General features: G+C 26.3%; 21 protein-coding genes. 6 read left to right on the top strand and 15 right to left on the bottom strand.

The annotated features are described in order from the left end of the window. Positions 1–2: 2 nt before the first annotated feature. The 7 genes from purF to rpsF all read right to left on the bottom strand — a co-directional run bounded on the left by purF (position 3) and on the right by rpsF (position 6,967). A complete protein-coding gene (purF, locus tag VP90_RS02790; protein ID WP_262589563.1) occupies positions 3–1,484 on the bottom strand; it encodes an amidophosphoribosyltransferase in 1,482 nt (493 codons plus the stop codon). Then, on the bottom strand, positions 1,438–1,983 hold the full coding sequence (locus tag VP90_RS02785; RefSeq protein ID WP_262589562.1) for a CvpA family protein: 546 nt from the start codon (positions 1,981–1,983) through the stop codon (positions 1,438–1,440). Before VP90_RS02785 ends, purF begins: the two co-directional genes overlap by 47 nt. After that, positions 1,983–4,376 (bottom strand): efflux RND transporter permease subunit, encoded by a 2,394-nt coding sequence (locus tag VP90_RS02780; RefSeq protein ID WP_262589561.1) that lies wholly within the window; start codon positions 4,374–4,376, stop codon positions 1,983–1,985. The genes VP90_RS02785 and VP90_RS02780 overlap by 1 nt, the downstream gene beginning before the upstream one ends. A gap of 20 nt (positions 4,377–4,396) precedes the next feature. Next, the gene (locus VP90_RS02775; RefSeq protein ID WP_262589560.1) at positions 4,397–5,815 is read right to left on the bottom strand and encodes a replicative DNA helicase; all 1,419 of its coding nucleotides are present in this window, start codon (positions 5,813–5,815) and stop codon (positions 4,397–4,399) included. A 68-nt stretch (positions 5,816–5,883) separates the two neighbouring features. After that, positions 5,884–6,342: a 50S ribosomal protein L9 gene (rplI, locus tag VP90_RS02770; protein WP_262589559.1), complete on the bottom strand. Its 459-nt coding sequence runs from the start codon at positions 6,340–6,342 to the stop codon at positions 5,884–5,886. Continuing rightward, positions 6,342–6,614, bottom strand: coding sequence for a 30S ribosomal protein S18 (gene rpsR / locus VP90_RS02765; RefSeq protein ID WP_262589558.1), 273 nt, complete (start codon positions 6,612–6,614; stop codon positions 6,342–6,344). The genes rplI and rpsR overlap by 1 nt, the downstream gene beginning before the upstream one ends. Beyond that, on the bottom strand, positions 6,614–6,967 hold the full coding sequence (gene rpsF, locus VP90_RS02760; RefSeq protein ID WP_262589557.1) for a 30S ribosomal protein S6: 354 nt from the start codon (positions 6,965–6,967) through the stop codon (positions 6,614–6,616). The genes rpsR and rpsF overlap by 1 nt, the downstream gene beginning before the upstream one ends. Positions 6,968–7,053: 86 nt before the next feature. On the opposite strand from rpsF, the gene fabD reads away from it, so the two are divergent. Genes fabD through gmk form a run of 4 tightly spaced genes read left to right on the top strand, consistent with a single transcriptional unit; the run spans position 7,054 to position 9,643 of the window. Beyond that, on the top strand, positions 7,054–7,980 hold the full coding sequence (fabD, locus tag VP90_RS02755) for an ACP S-malonyltransferase (RefSeq protein ID WP_262589556.1): 927 nt from the start codon (positions 7,054–7,056) through the stop codon (positions 7,978–7,980). Further along, a complete protein-coding gene (gene fabG, locus VP90_RS02750) occupies positions 7,977–8,714 on the top strand; it encodes a 3-oxoacyl-ACP reductase FabG (RefSeq protein WP_262589555.1) in 738 nt (245 codons plus the stop codon). Before fabD ends, fabG begins: the two co-directional genes overlap by 4 nt. Positions 8,715–8,762: 48 nt before the next feature. Next, the gene (locus VP90_RS02745) at positions 8,763–9,002 is read left to right on the top strand and encodes an acyl carrier protein (protein WP_008544320.1); all 240 of its coding nucleotides are present in this window, start codon (positions 8,763–8,765) and stop codon (positions 9,000–9,002) included. An 8-nt stretch (positions 9,003–9,010) separates the two neighbouring features. Next, positions 9,011–9,643, top strand: coding sequence for a guanylate kinase (gmk, locus tag VP90_RS02740; RefSeq protein WP_262589554.1), 633 nt, complete (start codon positions 9,011–9,013; stop codon positions 9,641–9,643). Here the strand turns inward: gmk and rsmA are convergent. Genes rsmA through VP90_RS02710 form a run of 6 tightly spaced genes read right to left on the bottom strand, consistent with a single transcriptional unit; the run spans position 9,632 to position 17,127 of the window. Beyond that, on the bottom strand, positions 9,632–10,417 hold the full coding sequence (gene rsmA, locus VP90_RS02735) for a 16S rRNA (adenine(1518)-N(6)/adenine(1519)-N(6))-dimethyltransferase RsmA (RefSeq protein WP_262589553.1): 786 nt from the start codon (positions 10,415–10,417) through the stop codon (positions 9,632–9,634). The genes gmk and rsmA overlap by 12 nt on opposite strands. Continuing rightward, positions 10,414–11,376 (bottom strand): 4-hydroxythreonine-4-phosphate dehydrogenase PdxA, encoded by a 963-nt coding sequence (locus VP90_RS02730; RefSeq protein WP_262589552.1) that lies wholly within the window; start codon positions 11,374–11,376, stop codon positions 10,414–10,416. The genes rsmA and VP90_RS02730 overlap by 4 nt, the downstream gene beginning before the upstream one ends. Next, positions 11,366–12,298: a peptidylprolyl isomerase gene (locus tag VP90_RS02725; RefSeq protein WP_262589551.1), complete on the bottom strand. Its 933-nt coding sequence runs from the start codon at positions 12,296–12,298 to the stop codon at positions 11,366–11,368. The genes VP90_RS02730 and VP90_RS02725 overlap by 11 nt, the downstream gene beginning before the upstream one ends. 2 nt (positions 12,299–12,300) lie before the next feature. Then, positions 12,301–14,934: an organic solvent tolerance protein gene (locus tag VP90_RS02720; RefSeq protein ID WP_262589550.1), complete on the bottom strand. Its 2,634-nt coding sequence runs from the start codon at positions 14,932–14,934 to the stop codon at positions 12,301–12,303. Continuing rightward, positions 14,924–15,997, bottom strand: a complete 1,074-nt coding sequence (locus VP90_RS02715; protein ID WP_262589549.1) for an LptF/LptG family permease — start codon at positions 15,995–15,997, stop codon at positions 14,924–14,926. The genes VP90_RS02720 and VP90_RS02715 overlap by 11 nt, the downstream gene beginning before the upstream one ends. Next, positions 15,994–17,127: an LptF/LptG family permease gene (locus VP90_RS02710; protein WP_262589548.1), complete on the bottom strand. Its 1,134-nt coding sequence runs from the start codon at positions 17,125–17,127 to the stop codon at positions 15,994–15,996. The genes VP90_RS02715 and VP90_RS02710 overlap by 4 nt, the downstream gene beginning before the upstream one ends. A gap of 59 nt (positions 17,128–17,186) precedes the next feature. Between VP90_RS02710 and VP90_RS02705 the strand changes: the two genes are divergently transcribed. Beyond that, positions 17,187–18,638: a leucyl aminopeptidase gene (locus VP90_RS02705; RefSeq protein WP_262589547.1), complete on the top strand. Its 1,452-nt coding sequence runs from the start codon at positions 17,187–17,189 to the stop codon at positions 18,636–18,638. A gap of 1 nt (position 18,639) precedes the next feature. Beyond that, complete coding sequence (ndk, locus tag VP90_RS02700; RefSeq protein WP_425321977.1) at positions 18,640–19,041, top strand: nucleoside-diphosphate kinase; 402 nt, start codon at positions 18,640–18,642, stop codon at positions 19,039–19,041. On the opposite strand, the gene purN is transcribed toward ndk, so the two are convergent. Together purN and purM are read right to left on the bottom strand one after the other, a co-directional pair. Further along, a complete protein-coding gene (purN, locus tag VP90_RS02695) occupies positions 19,031–19,612 on the bottom strand; it encodes a phosphoribosylglycinamide formyltransferase (RefSeq protein ID WP_262589545.1) in 582 nt (193 codons plus the stop codon). The genes ndk and purN overlap by 11 nt on opposite strands. Beyond that, positions 19,587–20,618 carry a phosphoribosylformylglycinamidine cyclo-ligase gene (gene purM, locus VP90_RS02690; RefSeq protein WP_262589544.1) on the bottom strand — a complete coding sequence of 344 codons (1,032 nt, stop codon included), beginning with the start codon at positions 20,616–20,618 and terminating at the stop codon, positions 19,587–19,589. The genes purN and purM overlap by 26 nt, the downstream gene beginning before the upstream one ends. Positions 20,619–20,627: the final 9 nt, after the last annotated feature.

The following is a 20,627-nucleotide window of genomic DNA, read 5'->3' as shown; positions in this document are numbered from 1 at the left end:
TTTTAATTATTAGATGCTGTACTTAATAAAGAAAGCTGAGTTATTTTATTATCACCCAATTCATCAACAGGTTTAACAGGGTAATCTCCTGTAAAATAATGATCTGTTAATTGAGGATAAGCCTCATTTCTTTTGTCAAAACCAATTGCTCTATACAAACCATCAATAGATAAAAACTTAAGTGATTTTGCACCTATATATTCACAAATTTCATCATTTGTTTTATTTGCTGCTAGTAACTCTTTTTTAGTCGGAGTATCTACACCATAAAAATCTGGATATTTGATTTCAGGACAAGCAATTCGAACATGAACTTCTTTTGCACCTGCATCATATAACATTTTAACAATCTTATAAGAGGTAGTTCCTCTAACTAGCGAGTCATCAATTAGAATAATTTTTTTATCTTTAATTGTGCTTTGGTTTGCATTTAATTTTAATTTTACACCCAAACTTCTAATTTGCTGACTTGGCTCAATAAAAGTTCTTCCAACATAGTGATTTCTAATTAGACCATGCTCAAAATTCATTTTTAAATGCTGAGCAAAACCGAGAGCTGCAGCATTACCAGAGTCTGGTACTGGTACTACTATATCTGCTTCAACATCATTTTCTTTTGCAAGTTCTTTCCCTAAATTTTTTCTGTGCTCATAAGCTGTTTTATTATCAAGTAAGCTATCTGGTCTTGAAAAATAAATATACTCAAACACACATGGTCTTACTTTTTTAGGAGGAAAGGGCTTTATGCTAGTAAGTTCATCATTCTCAATTAACACTATTTCACCATTTTCTACTTCTCTTATAAATTTCGCACCAATGATATCTAATGCACAAGTTTCAGAAGCTAGCACGTAGCTAGTTCCTAGTTTTCCAATCATCAATGGTCTTATTCCATATGGATCTCTTACACCTATCAAAGATTTTTGTGTCATCATTACCAATGCGTATCCTCCTTGGATTTGGAATATAGCATCAATCACTTTATCAATTGTTTTTGATCTTTTCGATTTTGCAATTAACTGAACTATGGTTTCAGTATCAGAGGTAGTGTAAAAAATTGCACCTTCTTCTACGAGCTTGTTTCTTAAAGATATTGAATTTGTTAAGTTTCCGTTATGCGATACCCCAATTCCACCCGCGTTAGTATCTGCAAAAAAAGGTTGGATATTTCTTAAAATATTGTTGCCAGTAGTACTATATCGATTATGTCCAATAGCATAATTACCTTTAAGGTTTTTTAAAACTTTTTCTTTATTAAAATTATCACCAACTAAGCCAAATCTTTTTTCTGAATAATATTTTTCCCCATCAAAAGTAACAATTCCACAGCCTTCTTGACCTCTATGCTGCAGTGCGTGCAAACCTAAAGCTGTTAATGCAGATGCATCTTTTGCATTGCTTATGCCAAATACTCCACATTCTTCTTTTAGTTTTGGATCAAATATCTTCAATTTTTTCTTTAGATTCTTGATATGTTTTTTCATTAGGAAATTCTTCAACAAGATAACTACTACCTTTTTTCAAATATGGAAAGACGTATGATTTATCTAAATTAATTGGCCATTTATCATAATTATAAACAATATGTACTCCGGAAAAAATAGATACACATACAATATATGCTTTTACAAACCCAAAAAAGAATCCAAAGGTAGTATCTAAGCCACCAATACCAGTATATTTTATTGCTTTACTGATACCTTTGTTAACTAATAAGACTAAAAAGATAACAACTATAAATATTGCAATTCCAAGTCCAACATCGAGAACATATTCGTTGTCAATTATATCTTTTACATAGGGTTTTATACGTGGAAATAAAATTAGTGTAATAACATAGGCCAGGAGCCATTTTGCCATTGAAAGGATGCTTAAGACAAATCCTTTTCTATAACAACTAATTAAAGACCATATTGTTATTGCGATATAGATTAAATCAATAATAGAGGATGCTTCAAAAAAATCTTTAAGAGCATCTACCATTAAGCATCTTTTCCAAATGGTTTAACCACTAATATCAATGCTGGTAGCAAAGTTAACACCGATATCATTGCAAGTAACATTGCAAGACCTGTAAACATTCCAAAATAGATAGTTGGTATAAATTTAGACAATACTAAAATTGAAAAACCAAAAACAATTGTGATCGAGGTATTTAAAATTGCAACCCCAACTGTTGAGTGACAAGTTTTTAAAGTTTTGTTGTAATCTTTAAGTTTATTAAACTCTTCTTTGAACCTGTAAATATAGTGAATACTGTTATCAACGGCTATTCCGATTGTAATTGCAGCTATTGTAATAGTCATCATATCCAATGGAATTCCTAACAAGCCAATAATTCCTAAAATGAAGAATGCAGCTATGAAATTTGGGACAACCCCAATTAATGAAAGTTTAATATTTCTAAATAATATAATGAACATTGAAAAAATACCAATCATAACCAAACCAAGTGTCAAAATTTGTGACTTAAATAAACTTTGTAGCAAATTATTAAATAATATTAATACCCCTGCTAATTTGTAATCATCTTTTTCTAATCCTAGTTCATTTTCTAGATCAAAATTAATTTTATTAATTAAGTCATTTCTTCTCAAATTTTCTTGCGAGTCTATTATTCTAAGACTAATTCGAGCTTCATTATTTTCTATTGATAGATATGGATCAATTATTTCTGTTTTAATGCTTTCAGGTATTTTTGAATATAACACCCCCATCTCTAAAGTACCTAGTGGGTTATTGTTATTCAGTTGTGTTGCAACATCAATAATTGATGAAAAAGATAAAACTTTACCAACCTGCGGAAGACTATCTAAATAATTATGAACAGATGCAATTCTATCTATTTTATCTTTAGTAAACCAATATTTTTCATCATTTGTATCTTCTTCGTCTCCCCAATCTTCAAATTCATCATCTTCCTCTGATTTCTTTTCTTCTTTTTTAGGAAATTTTAAAATAACTTCTAAAGGAGTAGTTCCGCCAAGTTCTTCATCAATTAGCTTCATTCCTTTGTATATTTCGGTGTTTTTATCGAAATAATTTATAAAACTATTCTCGACTTCGAGTTTGCTTATTCCAACCACACTTAAGACAATAATAATTGCAGTTGCAGAAAAAATTGTAAATTTGTTATTTAAAGAAATTGAACCAAGTATTGAAGTAATTTTAGAATCTTGTTCTTTTTTTAAAGATACATTTCCAGTTGAAGTAAAACTTAAAAGAGTAGGGAGTAAAGTAAAAGTAATTATAAAAGAAGTAATTAAACCAAAAGTCATCATCCACCCAAAATCAATAATAGGTTTAATTTCACTAAAGATTAAAGACAAGAAAGCCAAAATTGTTGTTAAAACTGTATACAATATAGGCCAAAACATTTTGCTAGTTGTTAAGGAAATAATTTCAAAGTTATTTTTTGTTGGAAAATTTTTTTTAAGCTGAAGAAACCTGGTGCTCATATGAATATTCATCGCCATTGTAAGAATAAGCATTAAGGCAATAAAGTTTGATGAAATAACAGTTACTTTCCATCCAAGTAATCCAAGCAGACCCATCATAATAATTACAGAGAAAAAACAACTACTGATAGGAACAATAATCCAAATTAGATTTCTAAATACAAACCATAGAGTTGCTATAATAAATAATAAAACTCCAATACCAAATACAATGATATCACTTTTAATAAAAGTCATCATGTCATCTGCAATCATAGGAATACCACCTAAGTAAATTTTTCCTACATCTCCATAACTTTGAATTACTTGTCTTATCTCTAAAATGTTTTGATGATTTTGTTTTTTTATTTGATCTTTATAATTTTCAATTTCTTCTCTGGCTTTATTTTCAATATCTTCTAATTTTTTATTTTGTTTTATATTAACAATAATCCCACTTGTCTTACCATCTTCACTAATTACAAAATTCCTAAAGACAGGACTATTTAAAATTTCACTAAATCCTCTTTCTCTGTCTACCTCTTCATCTTTTAAAGTTTTAAAGCTTTCTAATCTTTCCTGAAGTGGTGCATCTGAATTATTTAAAAGAGGTATATCTAAAAGTGTAATAACACTATGAACCCAATCTAAACTTTGAATTTTGTATTTTATACTCAGTAGATTATTTATTGAAGAGTCTGTAACCATTCCTTCATTTGGAGTGTAGGTAAGAACTAAAAATTCTTTAGACCCGTATCTTTCAGTAATTTCTTGCAGGTAAGCTAGGTCTGGATCTCCATCAATTAACAATGTTTCTGATGAAGCATCTAACCTGAAATCTTTAGAATAATATCCAAAACTTAAAATAGAAATAATAAGCATTACAAATATTGCCTTTGGGTTCTTTAAAACTAAGTTTTGATACATTTGAGCCAACATTAGCTCTTTTATATTGGAAATTAATTAGTTTGAGTATCTTTAAATTTGGTAAATCTTTCCTCAAACTCAAGTGTAACATTACCAATTGGACCGTGTCGTTGTTTCCCAATTATAATTTGCGCTAAGTGTGCCACTTCATTCATTTTAGCCTGCCATTCAGCATGCTCTACAGTTGCTTCTCTTGGTTCTTTTCTAGATAGATAATATCCTTCTCTGTAAACAAACATTACAACATCAGCATCTTGCTCGATTGAACCCGATTCTCTTAAATCTGCTAATTGAGGCTTGTGATCATCTCTCTGTTCGACCTGTCTTGATAGCTGCGAAAGTGCAACAACTGGAACAGCTAGCTCTTTTGCAATTGCTTTTAGTCCTTGTGTAATTTGAGAGATTTCCTGAACTCTACCGTCTTTATTGTAAGTCGTTCCTCTCATTAACTGAATATAATCAACCACAATCATATCTAAACCAAATAGTCTTTTTATTCTTCTTGCTCTATTACTTAAAGCAGCAATGCTAATAGCTGGTGTTTCATCAATATAAAGTGGAAGTTCGGCTATGTTTTTAGAAGTCTCAAGAAATTTATCAAATTGATCATCAGAAATTCTTCCTCTTCTTATATCATTAGAGCTAATTCTTGCCTGTTCTGAGATAATACGAGTTGAAAGTTGTTCAGATGACATTTCTAAAGAGAAAAAAGCTATAGAAGATTTTTTACCGCTATCTTGTAATTTTTGAGCAGCATTGAATGCAATATTTGTTGCAAGTGAAGTTTTACCCATTGAGGGACGACCTGCAATAATTATCAAATCAGATTGGTGTAAACCACCAAGTTTATCATCTAAATCTCTAAGCCCTGTTGGAACTCCAACAATTCCTTCTTCGTTTTTGTAAGCGGCAGAAGCCATCTCTATAGTTTGCTTCATGGCATCGTCAAACTTTATAAGAGAAGAACTAAAAGATCCTTTTTCAGCTAAATCAAATAATTGTCTTTCAGAATTCTCTATTATAGTTTGACCACTAGTATCAAGGTCATTAAGTTTTGCACTATCGATAGTTTCTTCAGAAATTTTTATTAATTCACGTCTGACAAACATATCGTATATTATTTTTGAATATTCTACTGCTTGTCTTACAGGTGTAGAAAATTTAGTTACTTTAACTAAATACTCTGGAACATTAATGTCATCTTTTTCATCTTCAAAATAATTTTTTAAAGTAATGGGATTAGCAAGCATACCTTTATAGATAAGGCTTTCAATAGCATCAAATATCTTTTGATGCATAGGATCATAAAAATTAATAGATGAAATAATTGTATTAACCTCATCAAAAATATCATTGCTCACTAGTATCGAACCAATTACAGCTTGTTCTGCTTCTATGTTGTTTGGTAATTCTTTGAATTTATCTTTAACGAGACTTAAATTGCTTTCCATAATTATGAATTTATAGAAAAAATTTAGTATTTAAATTTTAATTTTTAGCTGTTGAAAAGAATGTATAATTATTGGATTGTGTCTGCTGATGTAACATTAACAACTATTTCAGTATCAACTTCTGAGTGTAAAGAAATTTTAACTTTGAATTTTCCTAAAGACTTAATTTCTTCAACTGGTTGTATCATTGAAGGTTTGATTTCAACTTTATTTTCATCTTGAATAAGTTTTGAAATTTCAGTTGGTTTCACTGAACCATATAGCTCATTGTTTTCAGTACTTAATTTTTGAACTGTGTATTCTTTATTATTTATTTGTTCTGCAATATTAGTTGCTTCTTGTTTTCTCTCATTATCTTTTTTAGATAAATCAGCTTTTATTTTTTCAACTTCTTTGATGTTTTCTTTAGAAGCATAAAGTGCTTTTTTGTTAGCTATTAAAAAATTTCTAGCAAAGCCTCTCTTTACTTCTATTACTTCACCAATAGATCCAATTCTTTTAACGTTTTCTAATAAAATTACTTTCATTATATTAAAGCTAAGTTTCTTGCTCTTTTAATTGATAAAGACAATTCTCTTTGTTTCTTTTGAGAAACATTTGTAATTCTTGAGGGTAAAATCTTGCCATTTTCAGAAACGTATCTTTTCAAAAGTTTGATATTTTTATAATCAACTTTAGGGGCGCCTTTTACTGAAAGTGGGCAAGTTTTTTTAAATTTATATTTATTAGGTTGAAAAATACTTAACTTAGCAAAATTACTTTGCTTTCCTTTTTTATTTCCACTCTGTCTTTTTGGCATTAGTTTTTAGCACTTTCTTTGTTTTCACTATCTTCTTTTTTTCCAAAGTAATTAGTATCTAAATCAAATTCTTTAACCCTAACTGTTAGATATCTTAATAATTTTTTATCAATAGCTTCATTTTTCTCTAACTCTTCAACCACTTTACCTTTACCTTTAATCTTAAAGTGAATGTAACTTCCTTTTTTATTTTTCTTGATTAGGTAGGAAAGGTTCAGAAGGCCCCAGTTTTCAGTTTTTACAACTTCACCTTCATTTTTTTCAACAATTTTTGAATATTTTTCAGTTAATTGTTTTAACTCGCTTGGAGAAGTATCTTGTCTAGCTATAATAGTATGTTCGTATAAGTTCATTTAAGTTCTTTAATAAAAAGTGAGGATATACTATTATAAAAGTTCAATTACAATAGATAAAAACACAAAATTAATAATATTTTTATATGTTTTCAGTAATATTCCCTGGTCAAGGATCTCAAATAGTTGGAATGGGAAAAGAGTTTTATGACAAATTTCAGCTTGTTAGAGGGCTATTTAAAGAGGCTGACGAGACATTAAATTATTCAATTTCAAAGCTAATATTAGAAGGACCTAAAGAAGAGCTTGATTTAACTGCAAACACTCAACCAGCAATTTTTTTAATAAGCTATTCTATATTTAACGTTATTAAAAAAGAATTTAATATTAATTTAAATGAAGCAAAGTATTTTGCTGGCCATTCTTTAGGAGAGTATTCTGCTTTGTCTTGTGCTGGATATTTAAATTTTGCAGAAACATTAAAAATTTTAAGAATCAGAGGTGATGCTATGCAAAATTCTGTACCAAAGGGTGAGGGTGGTATGGTTGCAGTGCTTGGTTCAACTGTTGAAGTTATAGAAAAAATACTAAAGGAGAATGAGTCAAAATTTACAGCACAAATTGCAAATGATAATTCAGAAGGGCAGATAGTATTGAGTGGGAAAACTCAAGATTTAGAAAAATTAATTGAAGTATTAAAAGGAAACTCAATTAAAAATATAAAACTTCCAGTTAGTGCTCCTTTTCACTGTAGCCTGATGAGTAAAGCAACAGAGATTATGACAGAAGAATTAAACAAAATTTCATTTTCTGATGGAAGTAATAAGTTGATATCAAATGTAACAGCTGAAGTCATTTCAAATTCCGAAGATTTAAAATCACTTTTAATAAAACAAATTCAAAATAGAGTAAGATGGAGAGAAAGTGTTTTAAATATGATTAACAACGATGTCGATCATTTTATAGAAATTGGACCTGGGAAAGTTTTGTCAGGTTTGGTAAAAAGAATTAATAGAGAAGTTAAAATTAACACGATAAACAGTCAAGAGGATATTGAAAATTTAAAAATATGAATGATTTAAAAGATAAAAATATAATTGTTACGGGTGCCTCAGGTGGAATAGGAAATTCAATTGTTAAAATATTAAATGAAAGTGGTGCTAATATTTTAGCTTCAGGAACAAGAATTGAAAAACTTGAAGAATTAAAAAAAGAATTTGAAAAAATAAAAATATTAAAATTTGATATATCTCAAAGTGAAAAAATTGAAGAATTTATTGAAAATGCAACAAATGAATTGGGTGGTAGTTTAGATTGCATTGTTAATAATGCAGGCATCACACAAGATAACTTGACAATTAGAATGAGTTTGGATGAGTGGAGAAAGGTGATTGATATTAATTTAACTTCAACATTTTTGATGAGTAAATTTGCTATAAAAAAAATGTTAAAAAATAAATCTGGAAAAATAGTCAATATTACTTCTGTTGTTGGACATACTGGAAATTTAGGACAAGCTAACTATACAGCATCAAAAGCTGGAATAGTTGCTATGTCAAAAAGTTTGGCAATTGAGTATGCTAAGAAAAATATAAATATTAATTGTATCTCTCCAGGATTTATTAAAACTGCAATGACAGACAAGATAGATGAAAAGTTCAAAGAGGTTATTATATCAAAAATACCCTCCGCACGTCTTGGAGAGCCTGATGATATTGCCAATGCTGTAGGTTTTTTATGCTCAAATCAATCTAGCTATATTAATGGTGAAACCTTGCATGTTAATGGTGGCATGTATATGGCTTGACAAAATAGCTTTTTAAACTATTAACGAAATATAACAAAAAGGATCAATATGTCAGAAGACGTTTCAAGCAAAGTAAAAAAAATTGTAGCAGATCACCTAGGTATTGATGAAGCTAAAGTAACTGAAGAGTCTAGTTTTATAGATGATTTAGGTGCTGATAGCTTAGATACTGTTGAATTGGTGATGGCTTTTGAAGAAGAGTTTGGATCTGAGATTTCAGATAGCGAAGCTGAGAAAATTTTAACTGTGGGAGATGCAGTTAAATTTATCGAAGGAAAAGCTAACTAGAAATTTTAATGTCCTCAAAAAATGATGGGGTCATGATTATACTTTCCTCTCCATCTGGAGCAGGAAAGACCACTCTCGTTAACTTATTGTCTAAAAAAGACAATTTTGTTACTTCCATATCACACACCACAAGAAACCCAAGACCTGGCGAAGAACACAATAAAGATTACTTTTTTGTTAAAGATGAGGAATTTAAAAGGTTGATAAAAAACGAAGAATTCCTTGAGTACGCAAAAGTATTTAATAATTTATATGGTACCACAAGAACACCAGTTATAAATAATTTAAATGCAGGTAAAAATATTTTATTTGATATTGACTGGCAAGGTGCTGATCAAATAAAAAATAAAAAATTAGATTATAAATTAATCACTTTCTTCATACTTCCACCAAGCAAAGAGGTTTTGTTTAAAAGACTCTCAAACAGAGATATGAAAGATAAACTAATTGCAGATGAAAGAATGAAACAATTCGAAAGAGATGTATTGCATTGGATAAATTATGATTATGTAGTGATTAACGATGATATTAAGAAGTGTTTTGAAAAAATTGAAAATTTAATTGAAGCAGAAATCAATAATGGCTCAAAAGATTATGATTTAAATTTTATTAGAGAACATGTCGAAAAATTAACTGGTTAATTTTTCATATTCTTCAGTTAATTTGTAATAAATATCAAAACCTAAATTTTGAGGTCTAAGATTTAAATCTAATTTTAGTTTTTCTAAAACTTTTTGATCTCCGTTAAAAATTTGATTATATGGTTTTTTAATCATTTTTCTTCTATTATTAAAAAATATTCTCGTAATTTTTTCTAAATTTTTTGGATTTTTTATTTTATAAAAGTTTTCTCTAGGACTAAATATTAGTAAGCTGCTATCTATTTTTGGTATTGGATTGAAGGAAGTAGGTTTTATATCACATACTTTTTTTACCTTTAATTTCCAATTAACTAAAATTGACAATCTTCCATAATTTGAATTATTATAATTAGATATAATTCTGTTAGCTACTTCTTTTTGAAACATTAAAACAAGATTTTCAAACCAGAAATTATCTTTAAGATTTATTATCCATTTACTTAATATTTCTGTTGATATGTTATAAGGTAAATTTCCAAATACTAACGTTTTATCTTTAAACAACGAGGTTTCATCCACATTTAAGATATCATTATTTATAATGTTTAATTTTTGTTTAAATCGTAAATTTAAATCTTTCGCTAAATTATTATCTTTTTCAATAACAGTAACTTTTTTTGGTTTTTTATCTAAAATATATTTTGTAAGATTACCTGTACCTGGACCTATTTCTAAAATATTTTTTTTTTCAATTTCAACACAATTAACTATTTGCTTTAAAATAATATCATCAATTAGGAAGTTTTGACCTAAACTTTTTTTTGCTCTTATCAATTTTTATCTAAAAATGAGATAGCTCTTATTAAACTAAGAGGGTTTGACTTATTTTTTCCAAGCATATGTTCATTTGGTCCATGATCAGGAGATATTCTTATAAATGGTAATCCTAAGGTAATATTTATCGCATCGTACTCAAATAGCGTTTTTAACGGTGATAAAACTTGATCATGATACATACCAATTATTACATCAAATTTTGTTCTATTTTGTTTTAAAAAAATTGTATCAGACGAATACGGTCCATGAACACTATATTTCTTACCTTTAAAAAAAGCTACTGCAGGAGAAATTATTTTTTTATCCTCATCAAAATTACTTATGGTTTCACAATGAGGATTGAGCCCTAATACAGCTATTTTAGGTTTAAAATTTAATTTCTGTTTATAGAAATTATTAATAAGTTTTATTTTTTCGATAATAAGGTTTTTGCTTATTCTTTTTGGAACATATTTTAGAGGAACATGGGTTGTTAGAGGACATACAGCAAGTTTTTTATTGTAAATTAACATTGCTTTATTTTTAACATGAAATTTATCTGAAATATACTCAGTAATACCTAACTTTTTTTTATTCAAAAAAGTTTTTTTAGATATTGGACCATTTATTAGTTTATCGGTAACTCCTTGTTTAATAAGTTTGGTAGCAATAAAAAAAGATTTATCGATATAATTATTTGATTTTTTTGAAATTTTCTCAAAGGGTCTTTTTTGATTAAAGTTTACGTTTATTAAATTTATTACTTTATTGTCAATGGGATATTTTTCAATTTTTTTTAAATCAATTAATTTAATTTTTTTATTAATTTTAAGTTTTTTCATTTGCAAAATCAGTAAATTGTATGATGCAATCAAAATTATTGGACTTTTGATATTTTTCTTTATAGCTTTAAAAAAAATTTCAAAAAAAACACTATTAGGTTCTCCAGCAACAATTAAAATTGGCTTAAAGTTCATTGATTTGGATATCTTTTGTTAATTTTTTTAAGTGAATATTTGAAAATTGATTTAGTTGTTGTTCTGTTTTTTTTTTAATAATAAAATCAACTTCTTTTTCTATATCATATTCTTTAATTGACTCTCTAAGGTCTTCAATTTTTAAAATTAAAAAACCACCTGGTAGAACTATTGGATCAGTTATATTACCTACATTTGTAGTAGATAAATTTTTCTCAATTTCTTTGCTTAACACCGAGCTTTTAACCCATCCTAATTTTCCTTCAGTTTTAGATGTATCTGATAAACTATAAATTAATGCTGCTTGTCCAAAACCTTTCTCACTGATTTCAAATTTAATTTGATTAAATTTATTTTCTAATTTTTCATTTTCTTTAAGATTAAATAAGATTTCAGATAATAAATATTCTTTTTGAACATTGTTTTTTTTAATTTCTTTTTCTATTAATTTTTTATCAATTTTAACCTTATCATTAAACTTAGAAAAAATTAGTTGATTCCAAAGTATTTCTATTGAAATTTTTTTTCTTATAATTTCTGGGTCAATTTTTCTTTCTAAAAAATAGTTATTAAAGTTTTCTAACGAATTAATTCCAAATCTTTTAAAATAATTTAAAGTGATTGAATCTAGCTGATCACTTTCAATTTCTATAGTTTTTAAAATTTTTTTTAATTCTATTTCCTTAATTTTTTCTCTAATCAAAGAATTTTTTGCAATTTCAATGTAGTTTTCAGGCTGTAAGTTTTTAAGGTTTTTATTAATAGTACTTAGATAACTTATTTCTATGAAGAGATCATAAGATGAAATTATTTCGTTATTTACTTTTATTAAAATCTTATTTTCACTTGCTATAGATTTTAAATTATTAGTGAATATAAATAAAAAAAAAAATATTATTATATATAATTTTTTTATTAGCATAATTAATTTCCTAAAAATTCTTTAGCATCATACTCATAATTTGTTAATGGAAATAAAGTAATTGTGAAAAGTAGGTTTTCGGAAGGTTTTAAATCTCCATCAGAATAATATTTCTTATTATACTTTATCCCCGCCGCTAAACAATCATATTTATATTGGTAAACCAAATCGTAATATTCAGTTAAATTTAGCTTCCTATTTCTTCTTGTATTAAAAGTAAAAGAATTTTTTGCATTAAATTTATAAGTTAAAGAGTTACTAAAAACATTAGCATCACCAATTTCACCACTTTCTTCAATAAATCCAAATGTAGTAATTAAATTGTTATTAGAATATGTTGCACTTATGTCATTATATTCAAAAGTAGAATAATCATTATCTATTGAAAAATTATAATTAAAACTAATTTTATCTGAAATTTTATTCTCAATTGAGCCAAAAAGATTTGAGCTTTTTCTATTCAATGTAGATTTCTTTGGTATCATATTTTCTTCCTTGTCTCTAAAAACAGTTCCAAGTTTTAATTCAAAATAGTTGTTTATTTTTTCTAAAGTTTCTTTTTTTTCATTTTTATAATTTAAACCTACTGTTAAAGATCTTCCTGCTTCCAAGGTGTCCACTAAACCTAATCTGTTTTCTAAAAATAAACTATTAATATTTACTTTGTTATCTGTGTCTGTATAATTTTTCATATCGGAAGGATTAATCCTAAGGGATATTTTAGGTTCTAAGAAATTTGAATATTTCTCAGTTTCTTTTTGTAATGGTAAAGCTATCTCTGCATTAATTAAACTATTAAGTTCTGATTGAAGACTTGATTTATATTTAGAGCTATTTTTAGAAGTAATATTAGTATTTTTTAAATTAAAATTTAATTTACTTTTAAAACCATTATCCGAGTAGTATTCTTTACTTTCATAAACAATATCGTTTATTAAGTTAGTTTTTAATTTATTTGTTTCGTTTAGTTCGTTACTTCCACTTGATGAAAAACTTATATTTCCCGAAAAAAAATTTTCTGATATTGATTTATCAAAATTATAATATGGCAAAATATATTGATATCTGTCACTACCTTTCATATTAAGTGTTTCATAAGTTTCTACACCACTTTCGAAGTTGAAACTCTCATTAGTTAAAAATAATTTTAGATTATTATTTAATTTGTCAAAATTTTCGGGCCTTACTTTTGAAGTAGTAATAAAATTATCAAAAATCTTTAAGTATGTATCGCTAGAGACTCTCTCTATATTTGCTGATAATTCGCTAGTTGAAAAATTAATAAATTTTAAGTCTAAATCAAATTTACCAAAAAAATGAGATAAATTTTTAGTTTTTTTTGTAGAGTTTGACTTAAAATTGTTTACAAATCCAACATCAGTAACTAATGAAGAATTAGAGTTTTTTTGTCTATATTCAGTTTGTAAGATTTTAGTATTATTATCAAATAAAGATGGTTTAATTGTTAAGTCTTTATTATTTGATAGCACTTTATAGTATGGTATTGTCAATGAACTGCCAAGAATATTTGAGTTATTTAATTTAGGTTTCAAAAAACCAGATTGTCTATTCACCGACGGATCTGGATGAAAAAATTTAGGAAAATATAGGATGGGTACATCAAAGATATTTAATACTGCATTTTCGTAAGTTAATTGTTTTTTTTCTCTGTCATGCTCTATTTTGCTAGCTTGAATTGACCAAGGAGGACATTCTTCATTTTGATTACAGCTAGTAAATATACCTTTATTTAATTTTATTTTATTATGGTTTCCTTGGACAGAAACACCTCTTAATCTAGGATCATTCTCAGAATTGTTAAATGCATTCTTCTGGATATTTATTTTTACATCAGTGCCTGCAAATTTTTGGTTTTTTAAATCAATTATTGCATTTGAAAAATAAAATTTATCACTATCAGGTAAACTATAATCTGTTACAATTAGAATTTTCTCTCCTTTAAGTATTTGATGTTCTATAGAATAATTAAACTTACTTAAATTAAATACCTGATTTTTGGTATCTGTTATTTTTGTTTCATACTCTGAATTTAAATTATTTTCTTTAATTAAGTATATAAGGTCCTTACTTTCAATTTTATAATCATTTTTTATGTTCATCAAAGTACTACCCTTGGTAGTCATTTTTTCATCTTTCTTAAAATATGTTAATTTGTTTGCAGATAAGTTGTGTTGATTAAGTTTATCCTCTACAAAAACATTGCCTTTTGCTGTTAAAATATTTTTAGAAATATCAAATTGAAAATATGAAGCTGTGATTAATTGATTTATATTATAAATTGCTCTTGAATTACCTTCGGTATTGATAAAAGCATCATTCTTTTCATAGATAATTTTATTTGCATAAATCTCAATATCTTTATTACGATCAAAAACTTTTACCTTTCCTTCCGCATGCAAGATATTTTTTTCCTTGAAGTATATGAATGAATTAGCCTCAATTTTCAAACCATTGTCTGCAATTGCTGAACCTTTATTTAAACCTTTAATTGTCTTTCCTTCATTAATTATTTCTATTTCAGTAACATTTAAAGTAATTTGTGTTTCACTACTTGAAAAAGTAGAAAAACTAAAAAAAAATAATATTAACAAGCTAGTTATGAATTTATTTTTCATTAATTTTATTAAGTAAAGTAGAGTTGATTAATGTTAAAATAAGCAAAGGTGTAAAAATTGCTGTTGTTACAGTTATTTTTTCAGCGTTACCCATAACAAAGAAAAAATTGTTAAAATAATAAATTATTACTGAAAAAAATAATCCTATTGAAATTTGAAAGGTTGTGTTTGTAAGTCTTTTTGTTCTTAACATTATTAAAAAGGAGAAAATAGTCATCAATAATAAATTAATTGGATAAGACGCTAATTTAAATAGTTGTAGATTAATTTCTGTTAATGAATAATTTAATTTTTTATAATTTTCTCTTAATTCAAGTAATTGAGTTATATTTAAGGATGATAAATTTGAGTATAATTTCTGAATTCTCTCATAATTAAAATTAGTATCTAGTTCAAAATTTTTTTTAACTTCATAATTATTATTATCATATATTTTTGCATTATAGATAATCCATTTTTTATTTTTTATATTAATTTTTTCACTTCTTATATTTCTTACAACATTATAGTTATTATCAAACTCAGTAATAAAGTTATTTATCAAAAAATCTTTTTCAACTTCTGATGAATTTATCATTAAATTGCTATTATTTATTTTATCTTTTATCCATAATCCATTATTAGTTATTACTGCCAGATACTTTCCATCGTTTGTATATTTAGATTTTATTTCCAGATAGAAATTTTTCAAATTTGAAGAAAACTGATAAAAAAAAATTGAAATTAATAGTGATAAGACTAACGAGGTTACGCTAATTATTGTAAGAATATTAATATTTTTCAAACCTGAATATTTAAAAATTTCAATTTCATTATTTTGAAATAGCTTTATGAAGAAAAGCTGTGTACTTATTAAAAATATAAATGGAAACATATCAAATATCATTGACGGAGAATTCAAAAAAGATAGGATTAAAGGTAAAACTATTTCTATATTTTTATCTTTAAAAAATTCAAGTTCAGTCAAAAGATTTAAAATAAAGACTAGACATAACATAATTGCTGTGACGAATAATAAAGATTTAACAAAATTATTTACTAAAAATTTTATATAAATTTTCATTTTGATTTTATCTTATAATTAAATGTCACCAAATTTTTTAAATATATAAAAACGAAAAATATTATAGGTAACAATGAAATATATAAATTAATAAGTATATTGTTTGAAATTAATCTAATCGTAGTTTCTGAAAAAATAATAATCGCTAGCCCAGAAAAAAAAGTAATTAACTTAAATAGATTATATTTCAAATTCTCTTTTGAATAATATATTAAAAAATAATTTACTAATACTAACAGAGGTATGTATAAAGGTATGATTAGTCTTTTATAAATTTCTTTAAATATACTTTCTAAGTTATCAATCCTACAATTTTCAATTTTATTATAATCGTTTTGAAAATTTGTATTAATAAGATTTTTTATACATGTAAAAATTTTTAAAGAGGATAATTCTTGTGTTTTTTTGTAAGTAACAGTATTAGTTTCTATTTTATTTAATGGAAAATCATATTTTGAAAAACTAAAGTTTGTGAGTTCATTGTTTTTATTTGTTATTGTTTCACCATCATACAATACTAAAACTGGAACATTTTTAAATTCTTTAAAAATACCTTTTTTAGCATAAGTTAATTGGAAATTATCATTATCAGTTTCTCTTTTTAAATATAAATTATATAAGTTTCCATCTTTATCTTTTTTTTCTGTAAAAATAGTTACGCCTTTGATTGTATCATTAAATTTTTGTTGCTTGATAAAGTTTTCGAAAAAATTTATTTTTGAAGATCGTATAAAAGATTTGGCTAAATCCTGAGATTTAGGTACCACGATAGTTAAAAAAAATATTTGAATCAACATAAGTGCTAATGAAATTCTTATCATAAAATTGATAAGTTCAATTTTATGAACACCAAAGTTCCAGAACATAATTAATTCATTGTTAGTTTCGAATCTGATTGTTACGTAAAATAAAGTAAAAAAAAGAACAAATGGTAAAAGTTTGCTTAATATTTTTGGAAAATTTAATAATGAGTATTTTACGTAAACCATATAATCTCTTCCATCTTCAATCATTATATCTAAGTAATTTACTGATTGAAAAACCCAAATAATTACACTCGAACTAGTGAGAGCTATCAAAAAGAAATATAAGTATTCTAAAAGTAATTTCCTAAATAACAATTTTTTCATTGAATAATGGTAATTTTATTCATATATAGCACTCATCTCATTGAGAGTGAATAAAATTTATGTCAATCCAAATTAATTATAAAAAAAAATTATCTAAAAAAGGTTCTTATAACCTTGTTTTATTTGTTGATGATAAGTTTAATATAACAAATTTAAAAAAATACCTTTCCGTTTCTGAATATTCTTTTGTTTTCGATTTATTAAAAGTAAGAGACTTGAATAAGAAAATCATTTCTTACAATTTAAATTCAAAAAAAAACATTATTCTTGTTTCATTTGAAAAAAACCTTAGTGCATTTGATACCGAAAATTTAGGTGCAAATTTTTATGATCTTTTTAAGAAAAGTAAAATTAACCAATTTTATATTTTTACAGATACCTTAAATGACAAAAATAATTTAGTTGGAAATTTTTTGCACGGTCTAAAACTAAAATCCTATTCGTTTGAAAAATATAAAAGTAAAAAGAATAATTCAAAAATGATTTTAATGGTTAATGGAAAAAACATTCCTTCTAAAAAAGACCAGATTAAATTTCAAGCTGTTGAAGAGGGTACATTCTACACTAGAGACTTAGTTTCAGAACCTGGTAATGTTTTAAATCCTGATGAATACGCAAAAAGATTAAAATCTTTAAATAAAAATGGTTTAAAGGTTACCATTTATGATGAAAAGAAGTTAAAAAAATTAGGAATGAATACACTACTTGGTGTTGGTCAAGGAAGTATTAGAGGCTCGTATTTAGTGACCATGGAATGGAAGGGCTTAAAAGATAACTCTAAACCGTTAGCGTTTGTAGGAAAAGGAGTTTGTTTTGATACTGGAGGAATTTCACTTAAGCCAGCAAAATTTATGGAAGATATGACTTATGATATGGCTGGTTCTGCTGTTGTTGTTGGTTTAATGAAAAGTTTAGCTATTAGAAAAGCTAAAGTTAATGCTGTTGGTGTGGTAGGGTTAGTAGAAAATATGCCAGGTGGAAATGCTCAAAGACCAGGAGACATAGTTACATCTTACAGTGGAAAAACAGTAGAGATTTTGAATACAGATGCCGAAGGCAGATTAGTTCTTGCAGACGCACTTACTTATACAGAAAAAAAATTTAAACCAAAATTTATAGTTGATTTAGCAACCTTGACAGGCGCAATTATTGTTTCTTTAGGATCAGAGTATGCAGGTTTATTTTCTAATGATGACAAACTATCAAAACAATTAATTGAAGCTGGGGAAAAAGTGGAAGAAAAGGTTTGGAGAATGCCTTTAAATAAAAATTTTGATAAATTAATAAACTCAAAAAATGCAGATATGCAAAATATAAATTATGTTGGTGGAGCAGGCTCTACAACTGCTGCTCAATTTTTGCAAAGATTTATTTTAAATAAAACACCATGGGCTCACCTAGATATAGCTGGAATGGCTTTCTCTAAATATGGAGGAGCATTGAATTCGGGTGGAGCAACCGGTTATGGAGTAAGATTATTAAATAAACTAATAGAGGATAAATATGAGTAATATCGAACAAACTTTATCAATTATAAAACCTGATGCAGTAGAGAGAAATCTCGAAAATGAAATAAAAGAAATGTTTAAAAGTAAAGGTTTTTCAATTTTAAAAGAAAAGAAAATTCAAATTGAAAAATCTGAAGCTGAGAATTTTTATAAAGTTCATGAAACAAAGCCATTTTACAATGATTTATGTGAATACCTATCTTCAGGCCCGATAGTGGTAATGGTGCTTGAAAAAGAAAACGCTGTATTAGGAAATAGAGAATTGATGGGTGCAACAAATCCTAATGATGCTGAAGATGGCACAATTAGAAAGAAATACGGAATTTCAATTGATAAAAACTCAGTTCATGGATCTGACAGTGTTGAAAATGCTAAAATTGAAATTGATTTCTTTTTTAAAGACTAAAAATTTTTAAAATAGCTTTGGGATACAATTTATGCTCTTGAACTAAAATTCTTTTAGCAAGACTATTTGGAGTGTCTTTTTTTAAAATATTAATCTTTTTTTGAAGAATTATTTTTCCAGAGTCTAATTTTGAATTTACCAAATGTACAGTACATCCTGAGTATTTATCCTTATTTTCTATGGCTCTTTCATGAGTATCTAAACCTTTGTATTTTGGTAAGAGGGAAGGGTGAATATTTAAAATTTTACCTTTAAAATTTTTAATAAAATTTTTTGAAAGAATTTTCATAAATCCTGCTAAACAAACTAATTCAATTTTATTTTTTTTAAGTTCATTAAGTATTTTTTTTTCAGCAATTTCTTTATTTTTGAAATCAATTATTTTTTTTTTAATTTTAAAAATGCTTCCATATTTCAAACCTTTAGCTAACTTATTATTGGTAAAAATTAGGTTAATAGAAATAGGTGATTTCTTTAATTTAGAAAACTTAATAAGTGATTTTAAATTACTACCTGTTCCAGAGATAAATACTGCAGTTTTTATTTTATTTGTTCCAGTTGATAGAACCATTTAATTTTACTTTATTTTTACCACTTATAATTTTTCCAATTACATAAGGTTTGTAATTTTTAGGAAAATAACTTTTAATTTTGCTCAAGTTTTTTTTATTAATAATTAAGCAAAAACCAATACCACAATTAAATGTTTTTAACATCTCGTTTTCTGATATTCCATTTTTTTTAAGCCAATTAAAAATTTTTAAAGTTTTAATTTTATTTAAATCTATATCAGCAATCAAATTATCAGGTACAACTCTTTTGATGTTATCAGAAAGTCCTCCCCCTGTAATATTTGCACAACCATTAATAAGATTTTTTGAAATTAGCTTGATTATTTCTCTCACATATATTTTTGTTGGTTTCAAAAGTTCTGATTTTAAAAATTTGTTTTTATTTATATTAATTTTTTTTTTATTTATTAAATACCTTACAAGCGAGAACCCATTTGAATGTAATCCACTAGATGGTATTGCTAAAATTAAATTATTTTTTTTGATTTTATTTTTATTTAAGATTTTATTTTTACCAACAATACCAACAGCAAAACCAGCTATGTCAAATTTACCTTTTGAATAAGTACCAGGCATCTCTGCTGTTTCTCCACCCACAAGTTCACAATCTGATAGTTTGCATCCTCTAACAATTCCTTTTATGATCGATTTAAGTTTAATTAAATCAATCTTGTTTATTGAAATGTAATCTAAAAAAAGCAACGGTTTTGCACCTTGAACAATTAAATCGTTTACACTCATTGCCACAAGATCAATACCGATTGTATCAAATTTATTTAAAGAATTAGCTATTTCAATTTTAGTCCCAACACCATCAGTACATGCAACTATTTGAGGATGCTTTATATTACTTGGAATATTTGAAATAGAACCAAATCCCCCAATATTAGAAAACTTTTTTTTGCCCTTTTTTTTTGATGATACTGATGAAATGAAATTTACAAACTTATCGGCGGCTTTAATGTTAACACCACTTTTTTTATAGGTAAAATTTTTATTATTCATTACAATATT

Source organism: Candidatus Pelagibacter ubique HIMB140 (assembly GCF_025558165.1).
In the GTDB taxonomy this organism is placed as follows: Bacteria; Pseudomonadota; Alphaproteobacteria; order Pelagibacterales; family Pelagibacteraceae; genus Pelagibacter; species Pelagibacter ubique_T.
Note: the sequence above shows the minus strand (reverse complement) of the source record. Positions and strands in the feature narration are given on the sequence as shown.

Bases quoted from the DNA above. Each gene is read 5' to 3' on its own strand.
- purF (WP_262589563.1), bottom strand. From the start codon at position 1,484: ATGAAAAAACATATCAAGAATCTAAAGAAAAAATTGAAGATATTTGAT.
- rplI (WP_262589559.1), bottom strand. From the start codon at position 6,342: ATGAAAGTAATTTTATTAGAAAACGTTAAAAGAATTGGATCTATTGGT.
- VP90_RS02785 (WP_262589562.1), bottom strand. From the start codon at position 1,983: ATGGTAGATGCTCTTAAAGATTTTTTTGAAGCATCCTCTATTATTGAT.
- VP90_RS02780 (WP_262589561.1), bottom strand. From the start codon at position 4,376: ATGTTGGCTCAAATGTATCAAAACTTAGTTTTAAAGAACCCAAAGGCA.
- purM (WP_262589544.1), bottom strand. From the start codon at position 20,618: ATGAATAATAAAAATTTTACCTATAAAAAAAGTGGTGTTAACATTAAA.
- rpsF (WP_262589557.1), bottom strand. From the start codon at position 6,967: ATGAACTTATACGAACATACTATTATAGCTAGACAAGATACTTCTCCA.
- VP90_RS02725 (WP_262589551.1), bottom strand. From the start codon at position 12,298: ATGCTAATAAAAAAATTATATATAATAATATTTTTTTTTTTATTTATA.
- VP90_RS02730 (WP_262589552.1), bottom strand. From the start codon at position 11,376: ATGAACTTTAAGCCAATTTTAATTGTTGCTGGAGAACCTAATAGTGTT.
- VP90_RS02720 (WP_262589550.1), bottom strand. From the start codon at position 14,934: ATGAAAAATAAATTCATAACTAGCTTGTTAATATTATTTTTTTTTAGT.
- VP90_RS02715 (WP_262589549.1), bottom strand. From the start codon at position 15,997: ATGAAAATTTATATAAAATTTTTAGTAAATAATTTTGTTAAATCTTTA.
- rpsR (WP_262589558.1), bottom strand. From the start codon at position 6,614: ATGCCAAAAAGACAGAGTGGAAATAAAAAAGGAAAGCAAAGTAATTTT.
- purN (WP_262589545.1), bottom strand. From the start codon at position 19,612: ATGGTTCTATCAACTGGAACAAATAAAATAAAAACTGCAGTATTTATC.
- gmk (WP_262589554.1), top strand. From the start codon at position 9,011: ATGTCCTCAAAAAATGATGGGGTCATGATTATACTTTCCTCTCCATCT.
- fabD (WP_262589556.1), top strand. From the start codon at position 7,054: ATGTTTTCAGTAATATTCCCTGGTCAAGGATCTCAAATAGTTGGAATG.
- VP90_RS02705 (WP_262589547.1), top strand. From the start codon at position 17,187: ATGTCAATCCAAATTAATTATAAAAAAAAATTATCTAAAAAAGGTTCT.
- VP90_RS02775 (WP_262589560.1), bottom strand. From the start codon at position 5,815: ATGGAAAGCAATTTAAGTCTCGTTAAAGATAAATTCAAAGAATTACCA.
- VP90_RS02710 (WP_262589548.1), bottom strand. From the start codon at position 17,127: ATGAAAAAATTGTTATTTAGGAAATTACTTTTAGAATACTTATATTTC.
- VP90_RS02745 (WP_008544320.1), top strand. From the start codon at position 8,763: ATGTCAGAAGACGTTTCAAGCAAAGTAAAAAAAATTGTAGCAGATCAC.
- fabG (WP_262589555.1), top strand. From the start codon at position 7,977: ATGAATGATTTAAAAGATAAAAATATAATTGTTACGGGTGCCTCAGGT.